Origin of the sequence: Pseudomonas sp. GD04019, assembly GCF_029837695.1 — a bacterium.
Lineage (GTDB): Bacteria > Pseudomonadota > Gammaproteobacteria > Pseudomonadales > Pseudomonadaceae > Aquipseudomonas.
Window position 1 is genome coordinate 1 of the sequence record NZ_JAOEEA010000013.1, and the last position, 23,666, is coordinate 23,666.

At 64.8% G+C, this 23,666-nt stretch carries 17 protein-coding genes; 2 read left to right on the forward strand and 15 right to left on the reverse strand.

Annotated elements, in window-relative coordinates; all coding sequences use genetic code 11:
* From N7607_RS19000 to N7607_RS19010, 3 genes are all read right to left on the reverse strand, one after another.
* On the reverse strand, positions 1-690 hold a 690-nt coding region (locus N7607_RS19000; protein WP_279865202.1), incomplete at its 3' end, for an ATPase, T2SS/T4P/T4SS family.
* A 236-nt stretch (positions 691-926) separates the two neighbouring features.
* On the reverse strand, positions 927-3,668 hold the full coding sequence (locus N7607_RS19005; RefSeq protein WP_279865201.1) for a peroxidase family protein: 2,742 nt from the start codon (positions 3,666-3,668) through the stop codon (positions 927-929).
* Between the two features lie 145 nt (positions 3,669-3,813).
* Positions 3,814-6,447 carry a LuxR C-terminal-related transcriptional regulator gene (locus N7607_RS19010; RefSeq protein WP_279865200.1) on the reverse strand — a complete coding sequence of 878 codons (2,634 nt, stop codon included), beginning with the start codon at positions 6,445-6,447 and terminating at the stop codon, positions 3,814-3,816.
* A gap of 273 nt (positions 6,448-6,720) precedes the next feature.
* Between N7607_RS19010 and N7607_RS19015 the strand changes: the two genes are divergently transcribed.
* Positions 6,721-7,365, forward strand: coding sequence for a type II secretion system protein N (locus tag N7607_RS19015; RefSeq protein ID WP_279865199.1), 645 nt, complete (start codon positions 6,721-6,723; stop codon positions 7,363-7,365).
* A 5-nt stretch (positions 7,366-7,370) separates the two neighbouring features.
* Positions 7,371-9,332: a type II secretion system secretin GspD gene (gene gspD / locus N7607_RS19020; protein WP_279865198.1), complete on the forward strand. Its 1,962-nt coding sequence runs from the start codon at positions 7,371-7,373 to the stop codon at positions 9,330-9,332.
* A 72-nt stretch (positions 9,333-9,404) separates the two neighbouring features.
* On the opposite strand, the gene N7607_RS19025 is transcribed toward gspD, so the two are convergent.
* The 12 genes from N7607_RS19025 to leuB all read right to left on the reverse strand — a co-directional run bounded on the left by N7607_RS19025 (position 9,405) and on the right by leuB (position 23,666).
* Positions 9,405-10,616, reverse strand: a complete 1,212-nt coding sequence (locus tag N7607_RS19025; RefSeq protein ID WP_279865197.1) for an O-succinylhomoserine sulfhydrylase — start codon at positions 10,614-10,616, stop codon at positions 9,405-9,407.
* Between the two features lie 14 nt (positions 10,617-10,630).
* Positions 10,631-12,136: an amidophosphoribosyltransferase gene (gene purF / locus N7607_RS19030; RefSeq protein WP_279865196.1), complete on the reverse strand. Its 1,506-nt coding sequence runs from the start codon at positions 12,134-12,136 to the stop codon at positions 10,631-10,633.
* A gap of 42 nt (positions 12,137-12,178) precedes the next feature.
* Positions 12,179-12,733 carry a CvpA family protein gene (locus N7607_RS19035; protein ID WP_279865194.1) on the reverse strand — a complete coding sequence of 185 codons (555 nt, stop codon included), beginning with the start codon at positions 12,731-12,733 and terminating at the stop codon, positions 12,179-12,181.
* 92 nt (positions 12,734-12,825) lie between these two features.
* Positions 12,826-13,446, reverse strand: coding sequence for an SPOR domain-containing protein (locus N7607_RS19040; RefSeq protein WP_279865193.1), 621 nt, complete (start codon positions 13,444-13,446; stop codon positions 12,826-12,828).
* Positions 13,430-14,728, reverse strand: coding sequence for a bifunctional tetrahydrofolate synthase/dihydrofolate synthase (folC, locus tag N7607_RS19045; protein ID WP_279865192.1), 1,299 nt, complete (start codon positions 14,726-14,728; stop codon positions 13,430-13,432). Before folC ends, N7607_RS19040 begins: the two co-directional genes overlap by 17 nt.
* Positions 14,725-15,600: an acetyl-CoA carboxylase, carboxyltransferase subunit beta gene (gene accD, locus N7607_RS19050; RefSeq protein WP_137972535.1), complete on the reverse strand. Its 876-nt coding sequence runs from the start codon at positions 15,598-15,600 to the stop codon at positions 14,725-14,727. The genes folC and accD overlap by 4 nt, the downstream gene beginning before the upstream one ends.
* Positions 15,601-15,731: 131 nt before the next feature.
* Complete coding sequence (locus N7607_RS19055) at positions 15,732-16,352, reverse strand: phosphoribosylanthranilate isomerase (protein WP_279865190.1); 621 nt, start codon at positions 16,350-16,352, stop codon at positions 15,732-15,734.
* Positions 16,353-16,408: 56 nt separating this feature from the next.
* Positions 16,409-17,266: a tRNA pseudouridine(38-40) synthase TruA gene (gene truA / locus N7607_RS19060; protein WP_279865189.1), complete on the reverse strand. Its 858-nt coding sequence runs from the start codon at positions 17,264-17,266 to the stop codon at positions 16,409-16,411.
* 3 nt (positions 17,267-17,269) lie between these two features.
* Complete coding sequence (locus tag N7607_RS19065) at positions 17,270-20,137, reverse strand: FimV/HubP family polar landmark protein (RefSeq protein ID WP_279865188.1); 2,868 nt, start codon at positions 20,135-20,137, stop codon at positions 17,270-17,272.
* Between the two features lie 153 nt (positions 20,138-20,290).
* Entirely contained in the window at positions 20,291-21,295 is a 1,005-nt protein-coding gene (locus N7607_RS19070; RefSeq protein WP_279865187.1) for an aspartate-semialdehyde dehydrogenase, read from the reverse strand.
* Between the two features lie 119 nt (positions 21,296-21,414).
* Positions 21,415-22,527 (reverse strand): aspartate-semialdehyde dehydrogenase, encoded by a 1,113-nt coding sequence (gene asd / locus N7607_RS19075; protein WP_279865186.1) that lies wholly within the window; start codon positions 22,525-22,527, stop codon positions 21,415-21,417.
* 56 nt (positions 22,528-22,583) lie between these two features.
* Complete coding sequence (gene leuB, locus N7607_RS19080) at positions 22,584-23,666, reverse strand: 3-isopropylmalate dehydrogenase (RefSeq protein WP_279865185.1); 1,083 nt, start codon at positions 23,664-23,666, stop codon at positions 22,584-22,586.

The window sequence follows — 23,666 nt, forward strand, 5'->3', positions numbered from 1 at the left end:
CTGTTTGTCCAGCAGACGCAGTACCACCCGCTCACCATTGGCCGACGGCAGTGTGGATACGCGGATATCGACTTCGCGGCCGCCGACCTTGAGCGAGATACGGCCGTCCTGCGGCACCCGCTTTTCGGCGATGTCCAGGCGCGCCATGACCTTGACCCGCGAGACCAGCAGCGCGGCCAGCTCGCGGCGTGGCTCGATCACTTCGCGCAGAATGCCGTCGACGCGAAAGCGTACGACCAGGCGTTTCTCGAAGGTTTCCAGGTGGATGTCAGAAGCACCGGCCTTGATCGCCTCGCTGAGGATGGCGTTGATCAGGCGGATGATCGGCGCGTCGTCTTCCTGCTCCAGCAGGTCACCGGATTCGGGGGTGAGTTCGGCCAGGCTGGCCAGGTCGAGTTCGGCGCCAAGGCCCTCGGCCATCTGCCGCACCTCAGAGGAGTCGCGCTGGTAGGCCAGGGTCAGTTCCTGCTCGAAGGCTTCGGGCTCCAGCCAACGCAGCGGCAGCACACGACCGGCGAAACGCTGGGCCTCCTGCACGGCCGCCAGGCTGGCGCCGCGGCGCACCTGCAGCTGTGCCTGGCCAAAGGGCTCGCGCAACAGCACGCCGTGGCGTTTGGCGAAGGCGAATGGCAGGGAGCGCAAGGCCGGACCTGCCGGAGCCGCTAGTGCGGCGTGGGTATCGGTGGACATGTGCGGGCCCGTTCCTGAAACAGAAGATCCATCTAGCTGTTGTTTTTGTTGTTATGCGGCACGACTGAGGCGCCAAGTTAACGGATTTCCAGGCAAAACTGCAGTGCGGATTTCGCAGCTTTGTACAAACAGCGACAACACTAGCGGCGAATTGTTATGGCCGCGGGTCGGAATACATCGGGCAGACAAAAAAGAACCCCGGCATTTGCCGGGGTTCTGCTACCGCAAGAAGCTTATTACTTGTCTTCGCTGCGCTGGTGCTTGAAGAACACACCGTTGTCGCCGAAGGACGAGGCGATGAACGGAGAGGTCAGCTCCATCTCGCCGATCTTCACCGCGCTGTTGCGACGCTGCTGGGCATAAGTGCGGCTGATCGACGGAATGATCGAGGTCTTGATCTCCATCGAAGTGGCATACACGTCATACAGCTTGGTACCGGCATTGAGCGTCACCAGGTCGCTGCGGAAGTCGTGCGCGGCTGTGGAGAACAGGTTGCGCACTTCCGCTTTCGGCACGAAGTAGATCTGCGTCGGCGCCTTGACCGCAGTCACGGCCTGGCCGGTCTGGGTGACCTCGGCCATATCGTCGACCCGCAGCTGGGTCGGCTTCAGCGTCACCGCGGCGAACAGCACCTGTAGGCCGAAGTTGTCGGTGCCTTCCGGCAGGACGATCTGCGACATCTCGTTGGCAAAGAAGTTGTAGTTCTGCCCTTGGCCGCTCCAGCTGGCCAGTGCCGAGACATTGCGCGAAGGCTTGCCATCGACGAAGGCCTTCCAGGCCATGCCCGGCTGAACACTGCCACCAGACGGATCGGCGGCCAGCGACAAACGCAGCAGACCGCTATCCGCTCCCTGGAACAGACCAGTGTAAGGATTGCCGGGCACCGGATTGAACTTGACCTTGGCCATCACGCCACGCTGATGCATGCCCTTCTCGTAATCGGCCGGCACCACGTCGCTCTCTTCACGCACCTTCTTCCACAGGGTATTGGCCAGCAGGGCCGAGGTATTGATGCCCTCCAGCGGCGGCAGCTGACCTTCAGTGTACTGGGTACGCATGGCACCGTTGACCCACAGGTTGTCCTGCTTGGCCTTGGCCGGCCAGGTCTGGTAGTCGGCCGGAATGTTCAGACCCCAGGGCTTGAAGGCGTTGGCCACGCCCACCAGGCTGCTGTCGAGCTGCGGGTTGTGACGCTTGATCACGTCGACCATGGTGGTGTTTTCGACCCAGGCCAGGCCTTCCGCGGTGTAGATCTCCGGGCGGTAGTCCTTGGTGTAGAAGCGGTCGGTCATCAGACGACGCGAGGCGTTCATGATGAAGATCTGGAAGGCAGTTTCACCGAAGGCGAAGCCGTCCGGGCGCACGGTCTCGGCCAGCATGCCGACCAGGGTGTCGATCTTCTCGATGTCGTTGCCGTACACGCGCTTGAGGTTGGCCAGGGTGGCCGGGTCCTTCGTCAGGTCCTCGAACTTGGTGATCGGATTGAGGCCGATCTCGCGACGAAACTCGTTGTAGCGCGGTACGCCACGTTCGCGATCACGCAGCACGTCAATGGTCGCCAGGTCGATGTTGCCGACCAGCGGAATCGACAGATTGCGCAGGAAGTTCGGGTAGTTGTTGAGGGTCAGCGAACCCGGATTGGTGATGCCGAAGGAGTACCACAGGCGATCCGCGTGCTCGCCGTTGAGTAGGTTCTCGGCGTCGCGATCACGAGTATTCTGCAGCTGCACCGAGCGCGCGATGACGTTGGATCCGATGTCATAGACGTCTACCTTGTCACGCATCAGCGGGTGCATACGATAGACCGCGACGAACTCCTCGGTCAGCGTGTAGGGCACGCCGTAGTTGTTCGGGTTGGTCGAACCAACGATCCCGCTCAGGGCATGGGAGATGGTCGAGCTGCCGACGTTGGTCGGATCGACGCCCAGGATGCGCAGGACGAAGGAGTTCGAACCGGCCAGGTCTTCCTGCAGCATGCGCGCTTCGGCCTGGTATTTATCGCGATTCGGGCCGGAGCCCAGCAGCCCCCACCAGTTGGCGTACATGGCACGCTCGGTGACGGGGTTGGCGATCACCGCCGGGGTCCACTCCACGGTATGGATCTTGGCCATCAGCGCGGCGTTGACCAGGCGCGCATGGTCATACAGCCACTGGTCATCCTTGCCCGGATACTTCTGCTTGAGCATGGTGGCGATGGCGTTGTGTTCCTTGGTGAACAGCTGGTGCAGCATGCTCAGGCCGACCCACCAGTTCTCGTTGAAGCCGGTGATCGGCTTGCCGCTGATGAACTCGGTCGGCAGGGTGCCATCCGGGTTGATCTTCAGCTTACCGTCGACGAAAGAACGCACCTTGTCGTTGGTTTCCTTGCTGCTGCCGTACAGCTGCGAACCGTCCCACCAGTGGGTGTTGTGGTTGCGGTAGGTGGCCGGCTTGCCGGCGTCGGCGGCAGTGCGGGTCGGGTCGGCCTGGGTGCGGCGCACGGACATGGTGCCGGAGCCGAGCACGTCACCGGCCGGCAGCGGAACCTGAATCGGATTGGCTTCGGCGTTGGGGCCGTGCTCCACCCAGTCGTGCACCATGAACTGGATCCAGGAGGCGGCGATGAAGTTGAGGCTGGGCGCTGGCTTGAACTCGCCTCGGGCCATCAGCAGGTTACTCACTTCCCGCGGGTTGGGGCTGAGCAGGGTGTCGGATTCGGTTTCGCCATGGGTCACGGCGGGGTTCACGTTGCGGCCGAAGCGGCGGTAGACGGAGCCTTCGGCAGGGTTCGCGAGGATGTTGCAGGTACCGTCCTCGGTACGGGCCACCTGGCTACGCGCGTCACAGGTGATCTTGGCGTTGGCGGCAGGCAGGTTGTCGACGTCGAACAGGTTTTCCTTGAACAGCACATCGCGCTCCAGCGCGAGTGAGATCAGGGCGGCGTAGATGCCCAGAGTGCCGAACTTGACCAAGCTCGGCCATGTGACCCAAACAGACATGGCGTTATCTCCCGATTCTTCTTGTACTAATACGGTTGAATGCCGGTTTACCGGCTGGCGGGAGATTAGGGATTTGCGCGCCCCCCTCCCCCCTCCCGCGGGAGGGGGGAGCGGGAATCGGGACTACCGTCGGTCAGGCAGGTGCTCAGGCGCCGCGCTGCTGCATAGCGAGGATGGCTTCGGTGCGACCGGAGAGATTGAGCTTCGAGTAGATGTTCTTCAGGTGCCACTTGGTGGTGGACAGGGCGATGCCGGTGCTGGCGCTGATTTCCGTGTTGGACAGCCCCTTGAGCAGGCAGGCGAAGATCTCCGCTTCCTTGTCGGTGAGCAGGCTGACCAGGTCCGGCAGCGCGGTGGCGGGCGCCTGACTCTCGGCCAGGAGGAACTCGGCGTAGGCCTCGCTGTAGGCTTCCGGCACCTGCAGCTGGCCCGAGCGCAGCAGGCCGAACACCGCCTCGGCGAAGCCGGGCGCCTCGTCGAACACCGAACGGTTGATATTGACGATGCCGAAGCGCGCCACCAGTTCCAGCAGCGCCTTGATCTGCTGTTCCGGGGTCTGCTGCGGCGCGCTCTGCACCAGCAGGTTGGCCTCTACCACCAAGGCCCGTGCCTTCATCTCGCTCTGCTGCAGAGACTGCGCCAGCACCTTGAGGATGCGACAGGCGCGCGGCTGGGCGCCACGCATCACCAGCCAGTACACCGCGGCCAGACCGTAACGCTCCCAACATTCGTCGTAGGGCCTCACCCTCTCCCACTCGCCGGCCGCCAGGCGCTCCTCGATACCCAGGCGCTGGGCCAGGCTATCCAGCGCTGCCAGGCGCCCGTCGAGATAGGCCTGGCGCATGCTCTCCTGGGCCACCTGGCTGGCGAAGCGTGCGTAGTTGCCCAGCTGCAGGATGCGCGACAGCTGCTCCAGCAGCCGCCCGGCGCGGCCCTGGGACTGGCGCCGATAGAGCAGGCGCGACAGGGTGATGTGCACGGTGGCGATGGTTTCGGTGGCCGAGGACGAGGTGACCATGGCCATCAGGTCCTCGCACAGTTGCTGCGCCGCGGCCAGCTGATTCTGCTCGTACAGCGCCACCACCATGGCGGTGGCGCGATTGAGCCAGGCCGGCGAGGAGCGCTCGGTGCGCTGATAATCCTGGCACACGTCCTTGCGCGCACTGGTGGCGCGCCCGGCATTGCGGTTGCACAGGGCGATGATCAGGTCGGCGTAGCTCTCCAGGAACAGCTGGCCGGTGCGCGCCAGCAGCGCCTTGGATTCCAGAGCCAGCTGGATCGACTGCTCCAGACGCCCGTGCATCAGGTGGTGGTAGGCCAGGATGGTCAGGGCCAGGGCACGGATATCCGAGGAGATGCCGGGGGCCAGCAGGTCCGACCAGCGCTCGCCAGGGTCGAACGCCAGGTCGTACTGGAACAGCTCCAGGTTCAGCGCCAGCAGCTGACGGGTCGGCGCCTCCAGCCCCGGGCGATCGGCGCAGCGCTCCGCCAGTTCGTCCACGCAGTAGCGCGCCTGGTGGAAGCGCCGCGACAGGGTCAGCGCGTAGGTCATCGGCACCAGCAGACGCGGCCGCTCGCACAACTCGGCTTCGCTGAGCGGTTCCAGCCACTTCAACACCTCGGCGAAGTGGCCGCTGCGCACCCATTGCTCGCACGCCTCCTCCAGCAGGCAGTGGAACAGCGCCTGGTCGCCGCTGCGCTGGGCATGCTGCAGGGCCTGCTCCAGATCGCCACGGGTATGGAAATGCAGGGCCGCGCGGCGGTGCAGCACCGGCACCTGCTGCGGCTGGTGCATGGCCAGGCGCTTGGCCAGGAAGTCGTGCAGCAGCGCATGGTATCGGTAGTGGCCGGGCAACTGGTCCACCGGCAGCAGGAACAGCTCGCGGGCGGCCAATTCCTCCAGCAGCAGCGCCGAGCCGGTGCGATCGAGGACCTGGTCGCACAGCTCGCCATCGAAGCGCTCGAAGATCGCGCAGCTGAGCAGGAAGTCATGCATTTGCGGCGACAGGCGCTTGAGCACCACATGACCGAAGTAGTCGACTATTTCCGGCTGGCTGCCGTTGAAACGCTCCAACGCCACCGTGCCGAAACGGGCGTAGGCCAACAGCGCCACCTTGACCCCGGCCATCCAGCCCTCGGTCATGGCCATCAGGCTGTCGACATAAGCCGGGCTGAGATCGGGCCCGCCGAGGTGGGCGTTGAGCTGCTGGATTTGCAGCGGCGACAGGCGCATGTCGTGCTGGTCGATGCACAGCAGCTTGTTCTCCAGCTTCAGGCGGCTGAGGGAGAAGCCAGGATGATTGCGCCCGGACAGCACCACCCGGGTACCGCCCGCCAGGCGCTCGAGCATGGCCGAAAGCACTTCTAGGATGGTCGGCTGGCTGATGAACTGGAAATCGTCGAGGACGAGATAGAGTTCACCGTCGACGCGGTTCAACGCATCGGCCAGGTATTCGCCCACCACCTCGGGCGCCTGGTACATCTCGGCGGCGAAGGGGTTGAACCAGGAGACGTCGAAGTCTTCGACCAGGGCGCGGATGCCCTCGGCCAGGTGGCGGAAGAAACGCACCGGCTCGTTGTCACGCGCCTGCAGCGGGTAATGCACCACACTGCGCCCGGGCCTGCCCGCCTGCCAGTGGGCCAGCAGCGTGGACTTGCCGGAGCCGGCGGGAGCCAGCAGCACGGTCAGGGGAAATTGCGCGCAGTGATTGAGCAGCTCGAGCAGCTCAGCACGGGCGAACCCCACAGGAACCGGGGCAGGCGGTTTGCGATCTTCCATTGCAGTGATCCGTCAGGCTTATTTTTATTGTTGAACGGGAAGCACGTGGGAGCCGATGATAGCGGCTCGTTTCCAGGAAGTTTCGAAACATTTCACGCTTCTGGCCGCCACTCGACATGCGGCAACAGTGCGCAAACACGCAGATAGATCAAGCAGGTGCGCCATGGACAGGATACTTGCGGTATGGTTGACGGCGCCCGCAGAGTACGGGCCCAACCGATGCGAGCCGAACAGAGCCCGCACGAATAAGAAGAACAACGGGGGATTCATGCTTTGAGCGCTACCCGCATCCGCCTTCCCGCCTGGCTGCAACGCCATGGCGTGACCGGCCTCTGCCTGCTCGTGGTGCTGCTCATGACATTGGGCCTGACCAAGCAGAGCGTCGACCTGCTGCGCCTATTGCGCAGCGAAGCGCCGAGCGTGCCGGCCGCCGCCACGGCCGCGCAGCCGCAGCAGGTGTCCCTGCAACAGCTGCAGAACCTGTTCGGCACCCCGGCCCGCCCCGCCGGTGATCAGAACGCGCCGCCCACCAAGCAGCAGATGACCCTGGTGGCCAGCTTCGTCAATCCGGACGCCCAGCGCTCCACGGCCATCATCCAGGTCGCCGGCGACAAGCCCAAGCGCATCGGCGTCGGCCAGGAGATCAACTCCAGCACCACCCTGCAGGCCGTACACAAGGACCATATCGTGCTCGACCGTGGCGGCCGCGAGGAGAGCCTGCACTTCCCGGCCCTGCGTTCGCCCACGCTGACACCTTACTCCGCCGATCCCTATTCACCGCAGGAACCCACTGCCCAGCAACTGGAACAGCTGCAGGACGAAGACGTCCAGGCTTTGCAACAGCGCATCCAGGACCTTCAACAACGCATGGAAGGCGACGGCGACATGTCCGCGCCCGAAACACCGGAAGCCGAATAAAGCCCATGACCGACTCCAAATTCCTGTCGCAGAAACGCCTTCCCCTCGCCCTGCTGCTGGCCGCGAGCTGCCTCGCCGCCCCGCTGCCGCAGGCCATCGCGGCCGAGCCGGCAGCCACTACCCAGGGTGCCGAGACCTGGACCATCAACATGAAGGACGCCGACATCCGCGACTTCATTGATCAGGTGGCGGAAATCTCCGGCGAGACCTTCGTCGTCGATCCACGGGTCAAGGGCCAGGTCACGGTGATCTCCAAGACCCCGCTGGGGCTGGAGGAGGTCTATCAGCTGTTCCTCTCGGTGATGAGCACCCACGGCTTCAGCGTGCTGGCCCAGGGCGACCAGGCGCGCATCGTGCCGGTCACCGAGGCGCGCAGCGCCGCCAATAGCAGCCACGCCGCACCCGACGACGTGCAGACCGAGCTGATCCAGGTGCAGCACACCTCGGTCAACGAGCTGATCCCGCTGATCCGCCCGCTGGTGCCGCAGAACGGCCACCTGGCCGCCGTGGCCGCCTCCAACGCACTGATCATCAGCGATCGGCGGGCCAACATCGAACGCATCCGCGAGCTGATCGACCAACTCGACTCCCAGGGCGGCGGCGACTACAACGTGATCAACCTGCAGCACGCCTGGGTGCTGGATGCTGCCGAGGCCCTGAACAACGCGGTGATGCGCAACGAGCGCAAGGACGGTTCCGGCACGCGGGTGATCGCCGATGCCCGCACCAACCGCCTGATCATCCTCGGCCCACCCGCTGCCCGTCAGCGCCTGGCCAACCTGGCCCGCTCGCTGGACATCCCCAGCACCCGCTCGGCCAATGCCCGAGTGATCCGCCTGCGCCACAGCGATGCCAAGAGCCTGGCCGAGACCCTCGGCGACATCTCCGAAGGCCTCAAGGCCCCCGAGGGCGGGGGCGAAGCGGGCGGTACCAGCAAGCCGCAGAACATCCTGATTCGCGCCGACGAGAGCCTCAACGCCCTGGTGCTGCTGGCCGAGCCGGACACCGTGGCGACCCTGGAAGAAATCGTGCGCAACCTCGACGTACCGCGCGCCCAGGTGATGGTCGAGGCGGCCATCGTCGAGATCTCCGGCGACATCACCGATGCCCTCGGCGTGCAGTGGGCGGTGGACGCCCGCGGCGGCACCGGTGGCCTGGGCGGGGTCAATTTCGGCAACACCGGTCTGTCGGTCGGCACCGTGCTACGGGCCATCCAGGAGGACGAGATCCCCGACAATGTGACCCTGCCGGATGGCGCCATCATCGGCATCGGCACCGATCATTTCGGCGCGCTGATCACTGCTCTCTCCGCCAACAGCAAGAGCAACCTGCTGTCCACGCCCAGTCTGCTGACCCTGGACAACCAGCAGGCGGAGATTCTGGTAGGCCAGAACGTGCCGTTCCAGACCGGCTCCTACACCACCGACGCCTCGGGGGCGAACAATCCCTTCACCACCATCGAGCGCGAAGACATCGGCGTGACCCTCAAGGTCACCCCGCACATCAACGACGGCGCCACCCTGCGCCTGGAGGTGGAGCAGGAGATCTCGTCGATCGCGCCCAGCACCGGGGTCAACTCCCAGGCGGTGGACTTGGTGACCAACAAGCGCTCGATCAAGAGCGTGATCCTCGCCGATGACGGCCAGGTCATCGTGCTCGGCGGGCTGATCCAGGACGACGTCACCAGCACCGACTCCAAGGTGCCGCTGCTGGGCGACATCCCGCTGATCGGCCGGCTGTTCCGCTCGACCAAGGACACCCACATCAAGCGCAACCTGATGGTCTTCCTGCGCCCGACCGTGGTCCGCGACCGTGCCGGCATGGCCACATTGTCGGGCAAGAAATACAACGACATCAGCGTGCTCGGTGCCGACGAAGACGGCAATAGCCAGCTGCCGGGCGATGCCGTGCGCCTGTTCGACAAGCCGGGAGCTGCCGCCATCGACCTGCGCAAGGCAGAGGAATGACGGTGATAGCAATGAAAAACGCCGCTCACTGAGCGGCGTTTTTCATTGCAGGTTCGTGATCGAATCAGCCGCTTATAGCGCGGCCAAACCACGGGCCAGGTCGGCCTTGAGATCGGCCACGTCTTCCAGCCCCACGGCGACGCGGATCAGGTTGTCGCGAATGCCGGCATTGGCCCGCTCCTGCGGCGACAGGCGGCCGTGGGAGGTGGTCGCCGGATGGGCAATGGTGGTCTTGGTGTCACCCAGGTTGGTGGTGATCGAGATCACGCGGGTCGCGTCGATGAAACGCCACGCCGCTTCCTTGCCGCCCGCGACCTCGAAGCTGACCACCGCACCGAAGGCACTCTGCTGCCGCTTGGCCAGCTCATGCTGCGGGTGGCTGGGCAGGCCGGAGTAGTAGACCTTGTCGATGCCCGGCTGGGTCTCCAGCCACTGGGCCAGTTGCAGGGCGCTGGCACTGTGGGCCTGCATGCGCACGCGCAGGGTTTCCAGGCCCTTGAGGAACATCCAGGCGTTGAACGGGCTGAGGGTCGGCCCGGCCGTGCGCAGGAAGCCCACCACCGCTTCCATCTCGGCCTTGCGCCCGGCGACCACGCCGCCCAGGCCGCGGCCCTGGCCATCGATGTACTTGGTCGCCGAATGCATGATGATGTCGGCGCCAAGCGCGAGCGGCTGCTGCAGGGCCGGGGTGCAGAAGCAGTTGTCCACCACCAGCAGCGCCTTGCGGGCATGGGCGATCTCTGCCAGGGCGGCGATGTCGACCAGTTCGGCCAGCGGATTGGACGGCGACTCGACGAACAGCAGCTTGGTATTGGGCTTGAAGCCCGCTTCCCAGGCAGCCAGATCGGCCAACGGCGGATAGTCCACCTCGATGCCGAAGCGCTTCAGGTACTTCTCGAACAGGCTGATGGTCGAGCCGAACACGCTGCGCGACACCAGCACGTGGTCGCCGCCGCTGCATTGGCTCATGACGATGGCCAGGATCGCCGCCATGCCGGACGCGGTGGCGACCGCTTGCTCGGCGCCCTCCAACGCGGCGCTGCGCTCCTCGAAGGCTCGCACGGTCGGGTTGGTATAGCGCGAGTAGACGTTGCCCGGCACTTCGCCGGCGAAACGCGCGGCGGCATCGGCGGCGCTACGGAACACGTAGCTGGAGGTGAGGAACATGGCCTCGCCATGCTCGCCCTCCGGCGTGCGGTGCTGGCCGGCACGCACCGCCAGGGTGTCGAAGCCAACGCCTTCGAGGTCGCTGTCCAGCCGCCCCGCTTCCCAATCCTGGCTCATGGCTGCTCCCGCTCTCAGTCGTTGTGCAGATCGATGATGGCGCTGACCATCGGGCTGCCCGCCTTGGCCGCATCGTTACGCGCCTGCTCGATCTTGTGCAGATAGTGCTCGTTGACGTCGCCGGTCACGTACTGGCCATCGAACACCGCGCAGTCGAAGTGCTCGATCTTGATCTTGCCGCCACCGACCGCCTCTTTCAGGTCGTCCAGATCCTGGTACACCAGCCAGTCGGCGCCGATCAGCTCGGCCACTTCCTCGGTGCTGCGACCATGGGCGATCAGCTCGTGGGCGCTCGGCATGTCGATGCCATACACGTTCGGGTAGCGTACGGCCGGAGCCGCCGAGCAGAAGTAGACGTTCTTGGCGCCGGCCTCGCGGGCCATCTGGATGATCTGCTTGCAGGTGGTGCCGCGCACGATGGAGTCATCCACCAGCATCACGTTCTTGCCGCGGAATTCCAGCTCGATGGCATTGAGCTTCTGCCGTACGGATTTCTTGCGCGCGGCCTGGCCGGGCATGATGAAGGTGCGACCGATGTAGCGGTTCTTGACGAAGCCCTCGCGGAACTTCACGCCCAGATGGTTGGCCAGCTCCAGGGCAGAAGTACGGCTGGTGTCCGGGATCGGGATGACCACGTCGATGTCGTGATCCGGACGCTCGCGCTGGATCTTCTCGGCCAGCTTCTCGCCCATGCGCAGGCGGGCCTTGTACACCGACACGCCGTCCATCAGCGAGTCCGGGCGGGCCAGGTAGACGTGCTCGAAGATGCACGGCGAGTACTGCGGATTCGATGCGCACTGGCGGGTATGCAGCTTGCCGTCTTCGGTGATGTACACCGCCTCGCCCGGGGCCAGGTCGCGGATCAGGCTGAAGCCGAGCACGTCGAGGGCGACGCTCTCGGAGGCGATCATGTACTCCACGCCCTCGTCGCTGTGACGCTGGCCGAAGACGATCGGGCGAATCGCGTGTGGGTCGCGGAAACCGACCACGCCGTAGCCGGTGATCATCGCCACCACCGCGTAGCCACCGCGACAGCGGGCGTGCACACCGGCAACGGCGGCGAACACGTCTTCCTCGGTGGGCTGCAGCTTGCCGCGCACCGCCAGTTCATGGGCGAACACGTTGAGCAGCACTTCCGAATCGGAATTGGTGTTCACGTGGCGCAGGTCGGACTCGTAGATCTCGCGCGACAGCTGCTCGACATTGGTCAGGTTGCCGTTGTGCGCCAGGGTGATGCCGTATGGCGAGTTGACGTAGAACGGCTGCGCCTCGGCTGAGCTGGAGCTGCCAGCGGTGGGATAGCGCACGTGACCGATGCCGACGTGACCCACCAGGCGCTGCATGTGGCGTTGCTGGAAGACATCGCGCACCAGGCCGTTGTCCTTGCGCAGGAACAGACGCCCACCGTGGCTGGTGACGATGCCGGCAGCGTCCTGGCCGCGATGCTGGAGCACGGTAAGGGCGTCGTACAGGGACTGATTGACGTTGGACTTACCGACGATACCGACGATGCCGCACATGTGACGCAACCTCTGTGTAGTGAATCAGGTAGTTCCAGGCTCTTACGGCAGTTTAGGCTGCAAGAGACCCTCGTAGGACGGAAGCTCGGGCGTCTGCGTGATGCCGCTGGCGAGCCACTGGCTGGTCAGGCTCAGAATCAGATTCTTCGACCAATCCGCCACCATCAGAAAATGCGGCATCAGGGTCGACTGCTGCCACCATTCATCCTGTTGTACCGGGGCCAGGCTGACCAGGCCCACCAGTACCACCACCAGCAAGGCCCCGCGCGCCGCGCCGAAGACCATGCCGAGAAAACGGTCGGTGCCTGACAGGCCGGTTACCCGGATCAGCTCACCGATAAGGAAATTGATCAGTGCCCCGACCAGCAGGGTCACGATAAACAGAATGGCGGAGGCCGCGATGACGCGCATCGACGGCGTCTCGATGAAATCCGTCAGGTGCTGCGACAGGGCGCCGCCGAACATCCAGGCGACCACACCGGCGATGATCCAGGTCAGCAGCGACAAGGCCTCCTTGAAGAAGCCGCGGCGCAGGCTGATCAAGCTGGAAATGGCGATGACGGCGATGATCGCCCAATCGACCCAAGTGAATGCCACGTTGCTGCCTACAGACGGGAAAGGCGGCGAATTCTAGCAGAGCGTGCCCGGCCGGGTAAGCCGGGGCTGCTATATGGCTCCGATAGAGGAAATCAGCCGTTTTCCGGCTGGAAACGCACCACGAAGCCCTTGAGATTCTGCTGGCGATTGAGCAGATCGCGCAGGCGATCGGCCTCGGCGCGCTCGATCACCGGGCCGACGAAGACCCGGTTCATGCCGTCAAAGCTGCGGATATAGGCGTTGTAACCACCGCTGCGCAGTGTCTGCTGCAGCTTCTCGGCACCGGCGCGACTGGACAGGCTGGCCAGTTGTACCGACCAGCTGACCGGCAGGTTATTGGCATCCAGGCCACTGGCCGGCTTCGTTGCAGCCTGGGTCGGTGCGGGAGTCTCCGCAGGCGGCGGGGTCTGGACCTGAGCTTGCACCTGCGGCTCGGCAACAGGCTGGGTCGGCGCGGCAATCGGCTCACTGGATGTCTGCGGCACCGGCTCCACCGGCGGCACCTCGTCCTCGGCCACCGGCTCGGGCACCACCACCGGCTCCAGGGCAACATCCGGCATGCTCGGCCTGTCCGGCATAGCCGGTGCATCCACCGTCACCTGGCGCAGCTCGTCCTCACGGGAAAACAGCATCGGCAGGAAGATCACCGCCAGCGCCACCAGCACCAGCGCGCCGACGATCCGCTGCTTGAGCCCCTTATCCAGCACTGCCATTGCCTGCCTCCGCCTGTTGGCCGAGCCACTCCAGGGCTTCGGCCACGCAATAGAAAGATCCGAACACGAGAATTTCGTCGTCCTCGCTCGCCTGGCCACACTGTACCAGCAATGCCTCGGCCACGCTGGCGCAGGCACGCACATCCGCGCCCAGGTTGTGCAGCGCCGCCTCCAACTCGCCAGCCGGACGACTGCGCGGGCTATCCAGCGGCGCCACTGCCCAGCCCTGCACTTCGAGCTGCAGCGGCGCCAGCACGCCCTCCAGATCCTTGTCAGCGAGCAGGCCGAATACGGCGAGACGCCTACCCTTGAGCGGCCGCGCGGCCAGGCGCGTGGCCAGGTACTCGGCGGCATGCGGGTTGTGACCGACGTCCAGCAGCAGCGTCAGCGCCCTGCCCTGCCAGGTCACGCGGCGCACATCCAGGCGACCGGTCACGCGCGTACGCTGCAGCGCAGCGGCCAGGCTTTCCGGCTGCCAGGCCATGCCCAGCACGGCATAGGCCTGCAGAGCCAGGGCGGCGTTTTCCATGGGCAGATCGAGCAACGGCAGATCGTGCAGCTCCAGCACGCGGCCATCGGCGGTCAGGCCACGCCAGTGCCAACCGCCTTCGCTCACCGCCAGGTCGTAGTCGCGTCCGCGCAGGAACAGCGGGCAATCCAGCTCGGCCACACGCTGCAGCAATGGCAACGGCGGGTCCAGGTCGCCACAGAACGCGGGCTTGCCCTGGCGCAGGATGCCCGCCTTCTCGAAGGCCACCGACTCGCGGGTATCGCCGAGCCAGTCGGCATGGTCCAGACCGATGCTGGTGACCAGCGCCAGATCGGCGTCGACCAGGTTGACCGCATCCAGCCGACCGCCTAGGCCGACTTCCAGGACCACGGCGTCCAGCGCTGCGCGTTCGAACAGCCAGAAAGCCGCCAGGGTGCCCATCTCGAAATAGGTCAGGGAAATCTCGCCGCGCCCAGCTTCGACTGCCGCAAAAGCCTCGCAGAGCTCAGTGTCGCTGGCATCGCGCCCTTCGAGCTGGACGCGTTCGTTGTAGCGCAGCAGATGCGGCGAACTGTAGACGCCGACCTTGAGCCCCTGCTCACGCAGCAGGGAGGCCAGAAAGGCGCAGGTGGAGCCCTTGCCATTGGTACCGGTGACGGTGATCGCCAACGGCGCGGGCTTGCCCAGGCCAAGCCGGCGAGCTACCTCGCGACTGCGCTCCAGGCCCATATCGATGGCACTGGGATGCAGCTGCTCCAGATAGCTCAGCCAGTCGGCGAGGGATCGGCTCATGCGGTGGCCGCGGGAGTCGGCAGATGCTGCAGCTGCGCCAGCAGGCGGGCCAGGCGCGGGCGCAGATCGTTGCGGTGGATGATCATGTCGATAGCGCCGTGTTCGAGCAGGAACTCGCTGCGCTGGAAGCCTTCCGGCAGCTTCTCGCGCACGGTTTGCTCGATCACCCGCGGACCGGCGAAGCCGATCAGCGCACGCGGCTCGGCGACGATCACGTCACCGAGCATGGCCAGGCTGGCGGAAACGCCGCCGTAGACCGGATCGGTCAACACGGAAATGAAGGGAATGCCCTCTTCGCGCAGACGCGCCAAAACGGCGCTGGTCTTGGCCATCTGCATCAGGGAGATCAGCGCCTCCTGCATGCGCGCGCCACCGGAGGCGGCGAAGCACACCAGCGGGCAGCGCTGCTCCAGCGCGGCGTTGGCGGCACGTACGAAGCGCTCGCCGACGACGGCGCCCATGGAGCCGCCCATGAAGCTGAACTCGAAGGCACAAGCCACCACGGGCATGCCCTGCAGTTTTCCGCTCATGGACACCAGCGCGTCTTTCTCGCCGGTCTCTTTCTGCGCGCTGGCGATGCGGTCCTTGTATTTCTTGCTGTCACGGAATTTCAGGCGATCCACCGGCTCCAGCTCGGCACCCAGCTCCTCGCGCCCCTCGGCGTCGAGGAACAGGTCCAGGCGGGCGCGTGCATCGATGCGCATGTGGTGGTTGCACTTGGGGCAGACGTCGAGGGTTTTTTCCAGTTCGGGGCGATAAAGCACGGCATCGCAGGATGGGCACTTGTGCCAGAGCCCTTCGGGCACCGAGCTCTTCTTGACCTCGGAACGCATGATCGAGGGGATCAGCTTTTCTCTCAACCAGTTGCTCATGCTTACTCTCCGTAGCTGTTCGGGGTCTTGGGCGACCCAGGCAAACTCTGATTCAGGCCGAAGGCGACGGCTGCCGCCTCCCGGCCGGGGCGCAATGGGTTATGGACGGCAGGCGCCTGCCCGTCGTCACATCAACCGCCACGCGCCGCGCGAATGAAAGCCTCGACCTTTTCTGCATCCTTGATGCCCTTGCTCGCCTCGACCCCGCCGCTGACATCCACTGCATAGGGATGCACCCGAGCCACCGCCGATGCGACGTTATCCGCATGCAGGCCGCCGGCCAGAATCAGCGGCTTGCTCAACCCCTCAGGCACCAGTGACCAGTCGAAAGCCTCGCCAGTTCCGCCGGGCACGCCCTCGACATAAGTATCGAGCAGAATGCCTTTGGCTCCAGGGTAACGGTTCACCTGAGCAGCGATGTCGTCGCCGGCCTTGACCCGCAGCGCCTTGATATAGGGGCGATGGATGCTTTCGCACTGCTCTGGAGACTCGTCACCGTGGAACTGCAGCAGGTCCAGCGGCACGCTGGCGAGGATCCGCTGCAGTTCATCGCGATTCATATCGACGAACAGGCCGACCGTAGTCACAAACGGCGGCAGCGCAGCGATGATCACCTGCGCCTGTTCGATGCCGACGGCGCGTGGGCTCTTGGAATAGAACACCAGACCGATGGCATCCGCTCCAGCCGCGGCTGCGGCCAGCGCATCCTCGACCCGGGTGATTCCGCAGATTTTGACGCGAACGGCTGTCAACGTGCCGGCACCTTCTGAGAACGAAAAATCGATGGTAGCAAAGCTGCGAGGCAGTTTCAGCCGAAGCTTTGCGGCAACGAGGAGAGGAAATGCGGCCCCAGGTAACGCTGCGGCAACTCGAACTCCTCGGGATACTCCACCTGCACCAGATAGAGCCCATAGGGATGCGCCGTCACGCCACCGGCGCGGCGATCACGCGAGGCCAGGGCATCAAGCACCCAGGAGGGCTCCCGCTCTCCGGCGCCAATGGTCATCAGGACCCCGGCGAAATTCCGCACCATGTGGTGCAGGAAGGCATTGGCACGCACATCGATGACGATGAAGCGGCCGTGCTCGATTACCTCGAGGTGGTGCACCGTCTTCACCGGTGACTTGGCCTGGCACTGCACCGCGCGGAACGAGGTGAAATCGTGCGTGCCGACCAGGTGGCGGGCCGCTTCACGCATGCGCGCCACGTCCAGCGGGCGGTAGTTCCAGGTGACTTCCTCGGCCATATGCGCAGGCCGGATATGGTCGTTGTAGATCACATAGCGGTAGCGCCGGGCACAGGCCTTGAAGCGGGAGTGGAAATGCGCCGGCATGACCTTGGCCCAGGTCACGCTGATATCGGCAGGCAGGTTGGCGTTGGCGCCCATCACCCAGGCCTTGAGCGGACGCTCGGCATGGGTGTCGAAGTGCACCACCTGGCCACTGGCATGCACACCGGCATCGGTCCGCCCGGCGCACATCAGGCCGATCGGCTCGGCGGCCACCTGCGACAGCGCCTTTTCTAGCGACGCCTGCACCGTGGGCACGCCACTGTCCTGGCGCTGCCAGCCGCGGTAACGGGTACCCTTGTACTCGACGCCAAGAGCGATTCTGAAAACGCCAGGGGCGGCCATTTCGGCCGCCCCTGTTGGTGTTGCATCAACCATGGATCAGCTCAGTTTGGAGATCAGATCGCGAGCTTCCTGCTGCTGACCTTCGCTACCCTCGGCAATCACTTCGTCGAGGATGTCACGGGCGCCTTCGCTGTCGCCCATGTCGATGTAGGCACGCGCCAGGTCGAGCTTGGTGGCGGTTTCATCGGTACCCGAGAGGAAGTCGAAGTCGTCGTCCACGTCCAGACCTGCTGCAGTAGAAGAAGCTTCTGGCAGGGAGGCCGGCAGCTCGTCGGCCAGACCGCTGCTCAGCTGATCCAGCTCGGCGGAGACTTCATCCAGCTGGGCAGCGAAGCTGTCGTCGGCCGGAGTGCTGGGAGTCTCTTCGGCGAGAGACAGATCGAAATCGGCCGGCATGTCCAGATCGACTTCGCCACTTGCAGCGCTGGAGGCGATCGGCTCGTCATCCAGGCTCAGCATGAAGTCGTCGTCGGCAGCGGTCGCGCTCGGCTTGCCGTCGGTTTCCAGATCCAGGCTGAAATCGGCCAGATCGTCACCCAGGGACAGGCTATCGTTGGTGCTTTCGCCACTCAGGTCGAGATCGAAGTCCATGTCGGCGCTGGCGGTGCTCGCCGGCGCAGCCGGAGTGTCGAAGTCCAGACCGGAATCCAGGTCCAGATCGCCCAGGGTGGTTTCGGCAACCGGAGCGGCGGGCTTGGACGGCTCGTCGAGATTGACGTCCAGATCATCCAGGCTCAGGTCGAAGGAGTCATCCAGATCGGAGGCTGCGGCTGGCTGCTGAGCCACCGGCTCGTCCAGGGTCAGGTCGTCTAGGCTGAACGCATCCAGATCGTCGGACGCGGCGACCGCGCCACCGGCAGCCAAGGCGGCCACGGCCATCGCCGGGTACTTGGCCTTCAACTGATCGACGGCACCGGCAGAACCGCCGATTTCGCGCAGCTCCTGCTCCTGGCGGGCGAAGCCATCGCGGTCACCCAGCTCGGCATAGACTTCCATCAACTTCAGGCGCAGATCGCTACGGTGCGGCTCGTCGTTGATCGCGTTGTGCAACAGCTCGGCGGCCTGGGTGAACTTGCCGTAGGCGATATAGATATCGGCCTCGCCCAAGGCATCGGCGGTTTGCGGCGCGACACGCTCTTCGGCCTGCTCGCGCACCACGGTTTCGCCAGAGGCATCACCGAGACCGGCGAAGCTGTCATCCGGCAGATCCATGTCACTGGCGAACGCGTCGTTGTCGTCATCGGCGGCCAGGCTGTTCTGCAGCTCGGCCTCCTTCATTGCATTGCGGCGCGACAGCACCATCAGACCGACCAGCAGCACCAGCAGCGCACCACCGCCGACGGCGCCGAGCAGCATCGGGTTGGCCAGCAGCTGGTCGACCATACCTTGCGGCTCGGGCTCCTTGACTACCGGAGCAGCAGGCTTGACGGCCTGGGCGGGCTTGGCCGGCTGAACCGGCTTGGGAGCGGCAGCAGGTTTGGCCGGCTGAGTGGCAGGCGCCTCAACTACCGGCTTAGCCGGCTCGGTCTTCGGGGTAGTTTCTTCGTAATTGAAGTCGGTAGTCGCTGGCTTCTCGACCGGAGGCACGGCTGCCGGCTTGGTCTCGGCGGTCGGCACAGGCGGTGCAACCGGCTTCTCTACCGGTTGTTCCGCGGGCTTGGTCGCGGTGACCGGCGCGGCCGGAACTGCCGGAGCGGCTGGCTGGGCGGGAGTCGCGGCAGCCTTGTTCTGCTGAGCCAGATCGGCCTGCAGCTTGGCCAACTGGCTGTCTTTCAGCTCGAGCAGGCGCTGGGCCTTGTCAAGCTGGCTCTGCAGGTCGGCCATGCGGCTCTTCAGCTCGGCGCTCTCACGACGGCTGGAGTCCAGGCTTTCCTTGGTCACGGCCAGTTGATCATTGAGCGCCTTGCTGTCGCCCTTGCCCTTGTCGCTACCGGCAGTGGACTTGCCACTGTCGGCGGCCACCAGCTTCAGGCTGTCCTTGGCATCGGCCTTGGCCGGAGCGGCACCGGCGCTGTCGCGCTTGGTGGCATCCAGTTGGCGGGCGCTACTGGCGGCGACGCTGCGGCCTTCGCGCCAGGCAGTGTTCTGCTCGCCAACCTGAGCGATGGCCTCGCTCTGGCTGCGGCTCTTGACCTGGGCGTCGGTCGGTAGGCGCAGCACCTGGCCGCTCTTCAGGCGGTTGATGTTGCCGTCGACGAAGGCACCCGGATTGAGATCCTGGATGGCCAGCATGGCCTGGTGCACAGAACCGCTCTGGCGGCTGCGCTGGGCGATCTCCCACAGGGTATCGCTGGAAGTGGTCTGGTATTGGTCGGCGTCGATCTTGGCGGTGGCCGGGGTGGCGGCAGGCTTCGCAACCGGCGCAACCGGCGCAGCCGGACGGGACGGAGCGGCGGCGCTCGGCGTTACCGTGCGCGGGGTCGGCGCAACGGTCTGCGGACGCGGAGTCGGAGCGGCGGCTACCGGCAGACGCGGCGCGGCAGTGACTACCGGACTCGGCGAGTACATCGGTGGATCCAGCAGCAGGGTGTACTCGCGCAGCAGGCGGCCGTTCGGCCACAGCACTTCGACCAGGAAGTTGACGTAGGGCTCGCGCACCGGCTTGGTCGAGGTGATGCGAATCACGCTCTTGCCGTTGGGCTTGATGATCGGAGTGAACTTGAGATCGGTCAGGAAGTACTGACGATCAACACCCGCCTTGTTGAACTCTTCAGGCGAGGCGAGCGTCGGGATTACTTCGGTCTGCGCCAGATCGCGCACTTCGAGCAACTCGATCTCCGCCACCAGCGGTTGGCTCAGCGAGGACTGCAGGTCGATTTCCCCCAGCCCCAGTGCATGTGCCGTACCCGAGGTCAGCGCGGAAGCAGCCGCAATTGCCAGCACCAGTTTGCGAACCCGAACCATAGCGTAATCCCTTGTTTTATCTTTTTTTCTCGTTGAACGAGAGGATTTGAAGTGCGCTGCCTGCACCCACCCGAAAGCGGCTCCCCGTCAGCGAACTACCAAAACAGTATTGCCAAGCTAGAATAATTCTTCAAATTTGGGGCTAAGTATCTTTTACAGATAGTGTTTTATCAACAACTCACCAATTTGCACAGCATTGAGCGCGGAGCCTTTTCGCACATTATCTGACGCAATCCACAAATTAAGCTCAGCTGGATCATCCAGGCCAGCGCGCAGGCGCCCTACATAGAGTTCATCCTGCCCCACCGCATCGCCGACCACGGTTGGATAATCGCCCTGCTCCACCAGCTCGATCCCGGCCTGCTGCTCCAGCAGCGCAGCGACTGCGGCCACATCCACCGGCCCTGCGGCCTCCAGGCAAACGGCCAGACTGTCGCCGAAGAACACCGGCGCCACGCAGCAGGTAACGGCTACTTTCAGCCCATCGATCGCCAGCACCTGTTTCAACTCGTCGGCAATCCGGCGCTCCAGACGCGCATGACCGCCCTCTTCCACTTCGCCGAGCTGCGCCAGCAGATTGAAGGCCACCTGGCGACCAAATACCTGCGGCTCCAACGGACGCATGTTGAGCAATTCGGTCGTCTGCCGGGCCAGCTCGCTAACGCCGGAACGGCCAATAGTGGAAACGGACAACACCGCATTCACCACGATCTTGCGCAGACAGAGCTGGGCACGCAGCGGCGCCAGTACAGCGGCCAGGGCGGTGGCCGCCGGAGCCGGACTGGCCAGCAGATAGGGAGCTCCCGCCCCGGCCAACACTTCGGCATTGGCTTCCGGCACCACGGGCAGCGCCTGCGACAGGCCGCCACTCAGGTCGATTACCGAGCAGCCGGCGGCGTGTGCCTTGGCGCCATACTGGCGACTGACATCCTCGCCCGCCGCGAAGAAGGCCAGCTGTACCTGAGCGAAATCGAAGTCGGCAACCTCGCGCACCCGCAGGTTCTTGCCGCGGAAGGCCATGGCCTGGCCGACGGAATCATTTCCGGCCAGCAGGTGCAGGCCCGCGACCGGGAACTCGCGCTCCTCCAGCAGCTGCACCAGGGTTTCACCCACGGTGCCGGTGGCGCCGATCACGGCGATAGCGAGAGACTTGGACATCGGAACACCTTGAGACAGAGACGCGAGTGGGCGGCACTCTACCCTCCGCCCGAAAGGCTGACCACAGAAACAAAAAAAGGCCGTTAATCACCGGCCTTTTTTGCTGACTGCCTAACGAATCAACGCTCCAGCAGGATCCGCAGCATGCGTCGCAGCGGTTCGGCCGCGCCCCACAGCAGCTGGTCGCCGACGGTGAAGGCGCCGAGATACTGCGAGCCCATGTTGAGCTTGCGCAGACGACCGACCGGTACGCTCAGTGTGCCGGTAACGGCGGTCGGGCCCAGGTCGCGAATGCTCGCCTCGCGGGTGTTCGGCACCAGTTTGACCCAGGGGTTGTGCTGGCTGATCAGGCCCTCGATGTCGGCCATCGGCACGTCCTTGTTCAGCTTGATGGTCAGCGCTTGGCTGTGGCAGCGCATGGCGCCGATGCGCACGCACAGGCCATCCACCGGGATCGGACTCTTGAAGCGCCCGAGGATCTTGTTGGTTTCCGCCTGGCCCTTCCACTCTTCGCGGCTCTGGCCGTTGGGCAGTTCCTTGTCGATGTAGGGGATCAGGCTGCCAGCCAGCGGCACGCCGAAGTTGTCCACCGGGAACGACTCGCCACGCATGGCCTCGGCGACCTTGCGGTCGATGTCGAGGATGGCGCTGGCCGGATCGGCCAGCTCATCGGCGACGGAAGCATTGATCGCACCCATCTGCTTGATCAGCTCGCGCATGTTCTGCGCGCCGGCGCCGGAGGCGGCCTGGTAGGTCATGGCGCTCATCCACTCGACCAGACCGGCTTCGTACAGGCCACCCAAGGCCATCAGCATCAAGCTGACGGTGCAGTTGCCGCCGATGTAGTTCTTGGTGCCGGCGTCCAGCGACTGGTCGATCACTTTGCGGTTGACCGGGTCCAGCACGATCACCGAGTCATCGGCCATGCGCAGGCTGGAGGCCGCGTCGATCCAGTAGCCGTTCCAACCAGCTTCGCGCAGCTTGGGGAAGACTTCGCTGGTGTAGTCGCCACCCTGGCAGGTCAGGATCACGTCGAGGGTCTTCAGCTCGTCGATGCTGTAGGCATCCTTCAGCGGGGCGACATCCTTGCCAATCGCCGGGCCTTGGCCGCCGACATTGGAGGTGGTGAAGAACACCGGCTCGATCAGGTCGAAGTCACGCTCTTCCAGCATGCGCTGCATGAGCACGGAACCGACCATACCGCGCCAACCGATCAGACCTACACGTTTCATAACACTCACACCTATATAGGCAGCCCGTCGGTAGATGCCCGACAGGGCTGGAAAAATTACAGACTGCGCAGGGCCTCGACCACTGCATCACCCATGGCAGCGGTACCGACTCGGGTCTTGCCTTGCGACCAGATGTCGCCAGTACGCAGGCCCTGATCCAGCACCTTGCTCACCGCCAGCTCGATGGCATCGGCGGCCGCGGCTTGGTTGAAGGTGTAACGCAGCATCATCGACACCGAGAGGATGGTCGCCAGCGGGTTGGCGATGCCTTGGCCGGCGATATCCGGCGCCGAGCCGTGGCACGGCTCGTACATGCCCTTGTTGTTGGCGTCCAGCGAGGCGGACGGCAGCATGCCGATGGAACCGGTAAGCATGGAAGCCTCATCCGACAGGATGTCGCCGAACATGTTGTCGGTGACCATCACGTCGAACTGCTTGGGCGCGCGCACCAGCTGCATGGCGGCGTTGTCGACGTACATGTGCGACAGCTCGACGTCCGGGTAATCCTTGGCCACTTCCTCGACCACGGCGCGCCACAGTTGGCTGGAGGCCAGCACGTTGGCCTTGTCCACCGAGCACAGCTTCTTGTTGCGCACGCGGGCCATGTCGAAGCCGACGCGGGCGATGCGGCGGATCTCGCTCTCGCTGTACGGCAGGGTGTCGTAGGCCATGCGCTCGCCGCTCTCCAGCACCTTGCTCTCGCGCGGTTGGCCGAAGTAGATGCCGCCGGTCAGTTCGCGAACGATGAGGATATCCAGGCCGGACACCACTTCAGGCTTGAGGCTGGAGGCCTCGGCCAGTTGCGGATAGAGGATGGCCGGACGCAGGTTGCCGAACAGGCCAAGCTGCGAGCGAATCTTCAGCAGGCCGCGCTCCGGGCGGATGGCCGGGTCGATCTTGTCCCACTTCGGCCCGCCGACGGCGCCGAGCAGCACGGCGTCAGCCGCGCGGGCGCGATCCAGGGTCTCGTCGGCCAGCGGCACGCCGTACTTGTCCACGGCAGCGCCACCCAGTTCGTCGAACGACAGCTCGAAGCCCAGAGCGTACTTGTCGTTGGCCAGGTTCAGTACCTTGACCGCTTCGGCCATGATTTCCGGGCCGATGCCGTCGCCGGGGAGAATCAGAATCTGCTTGCTCAT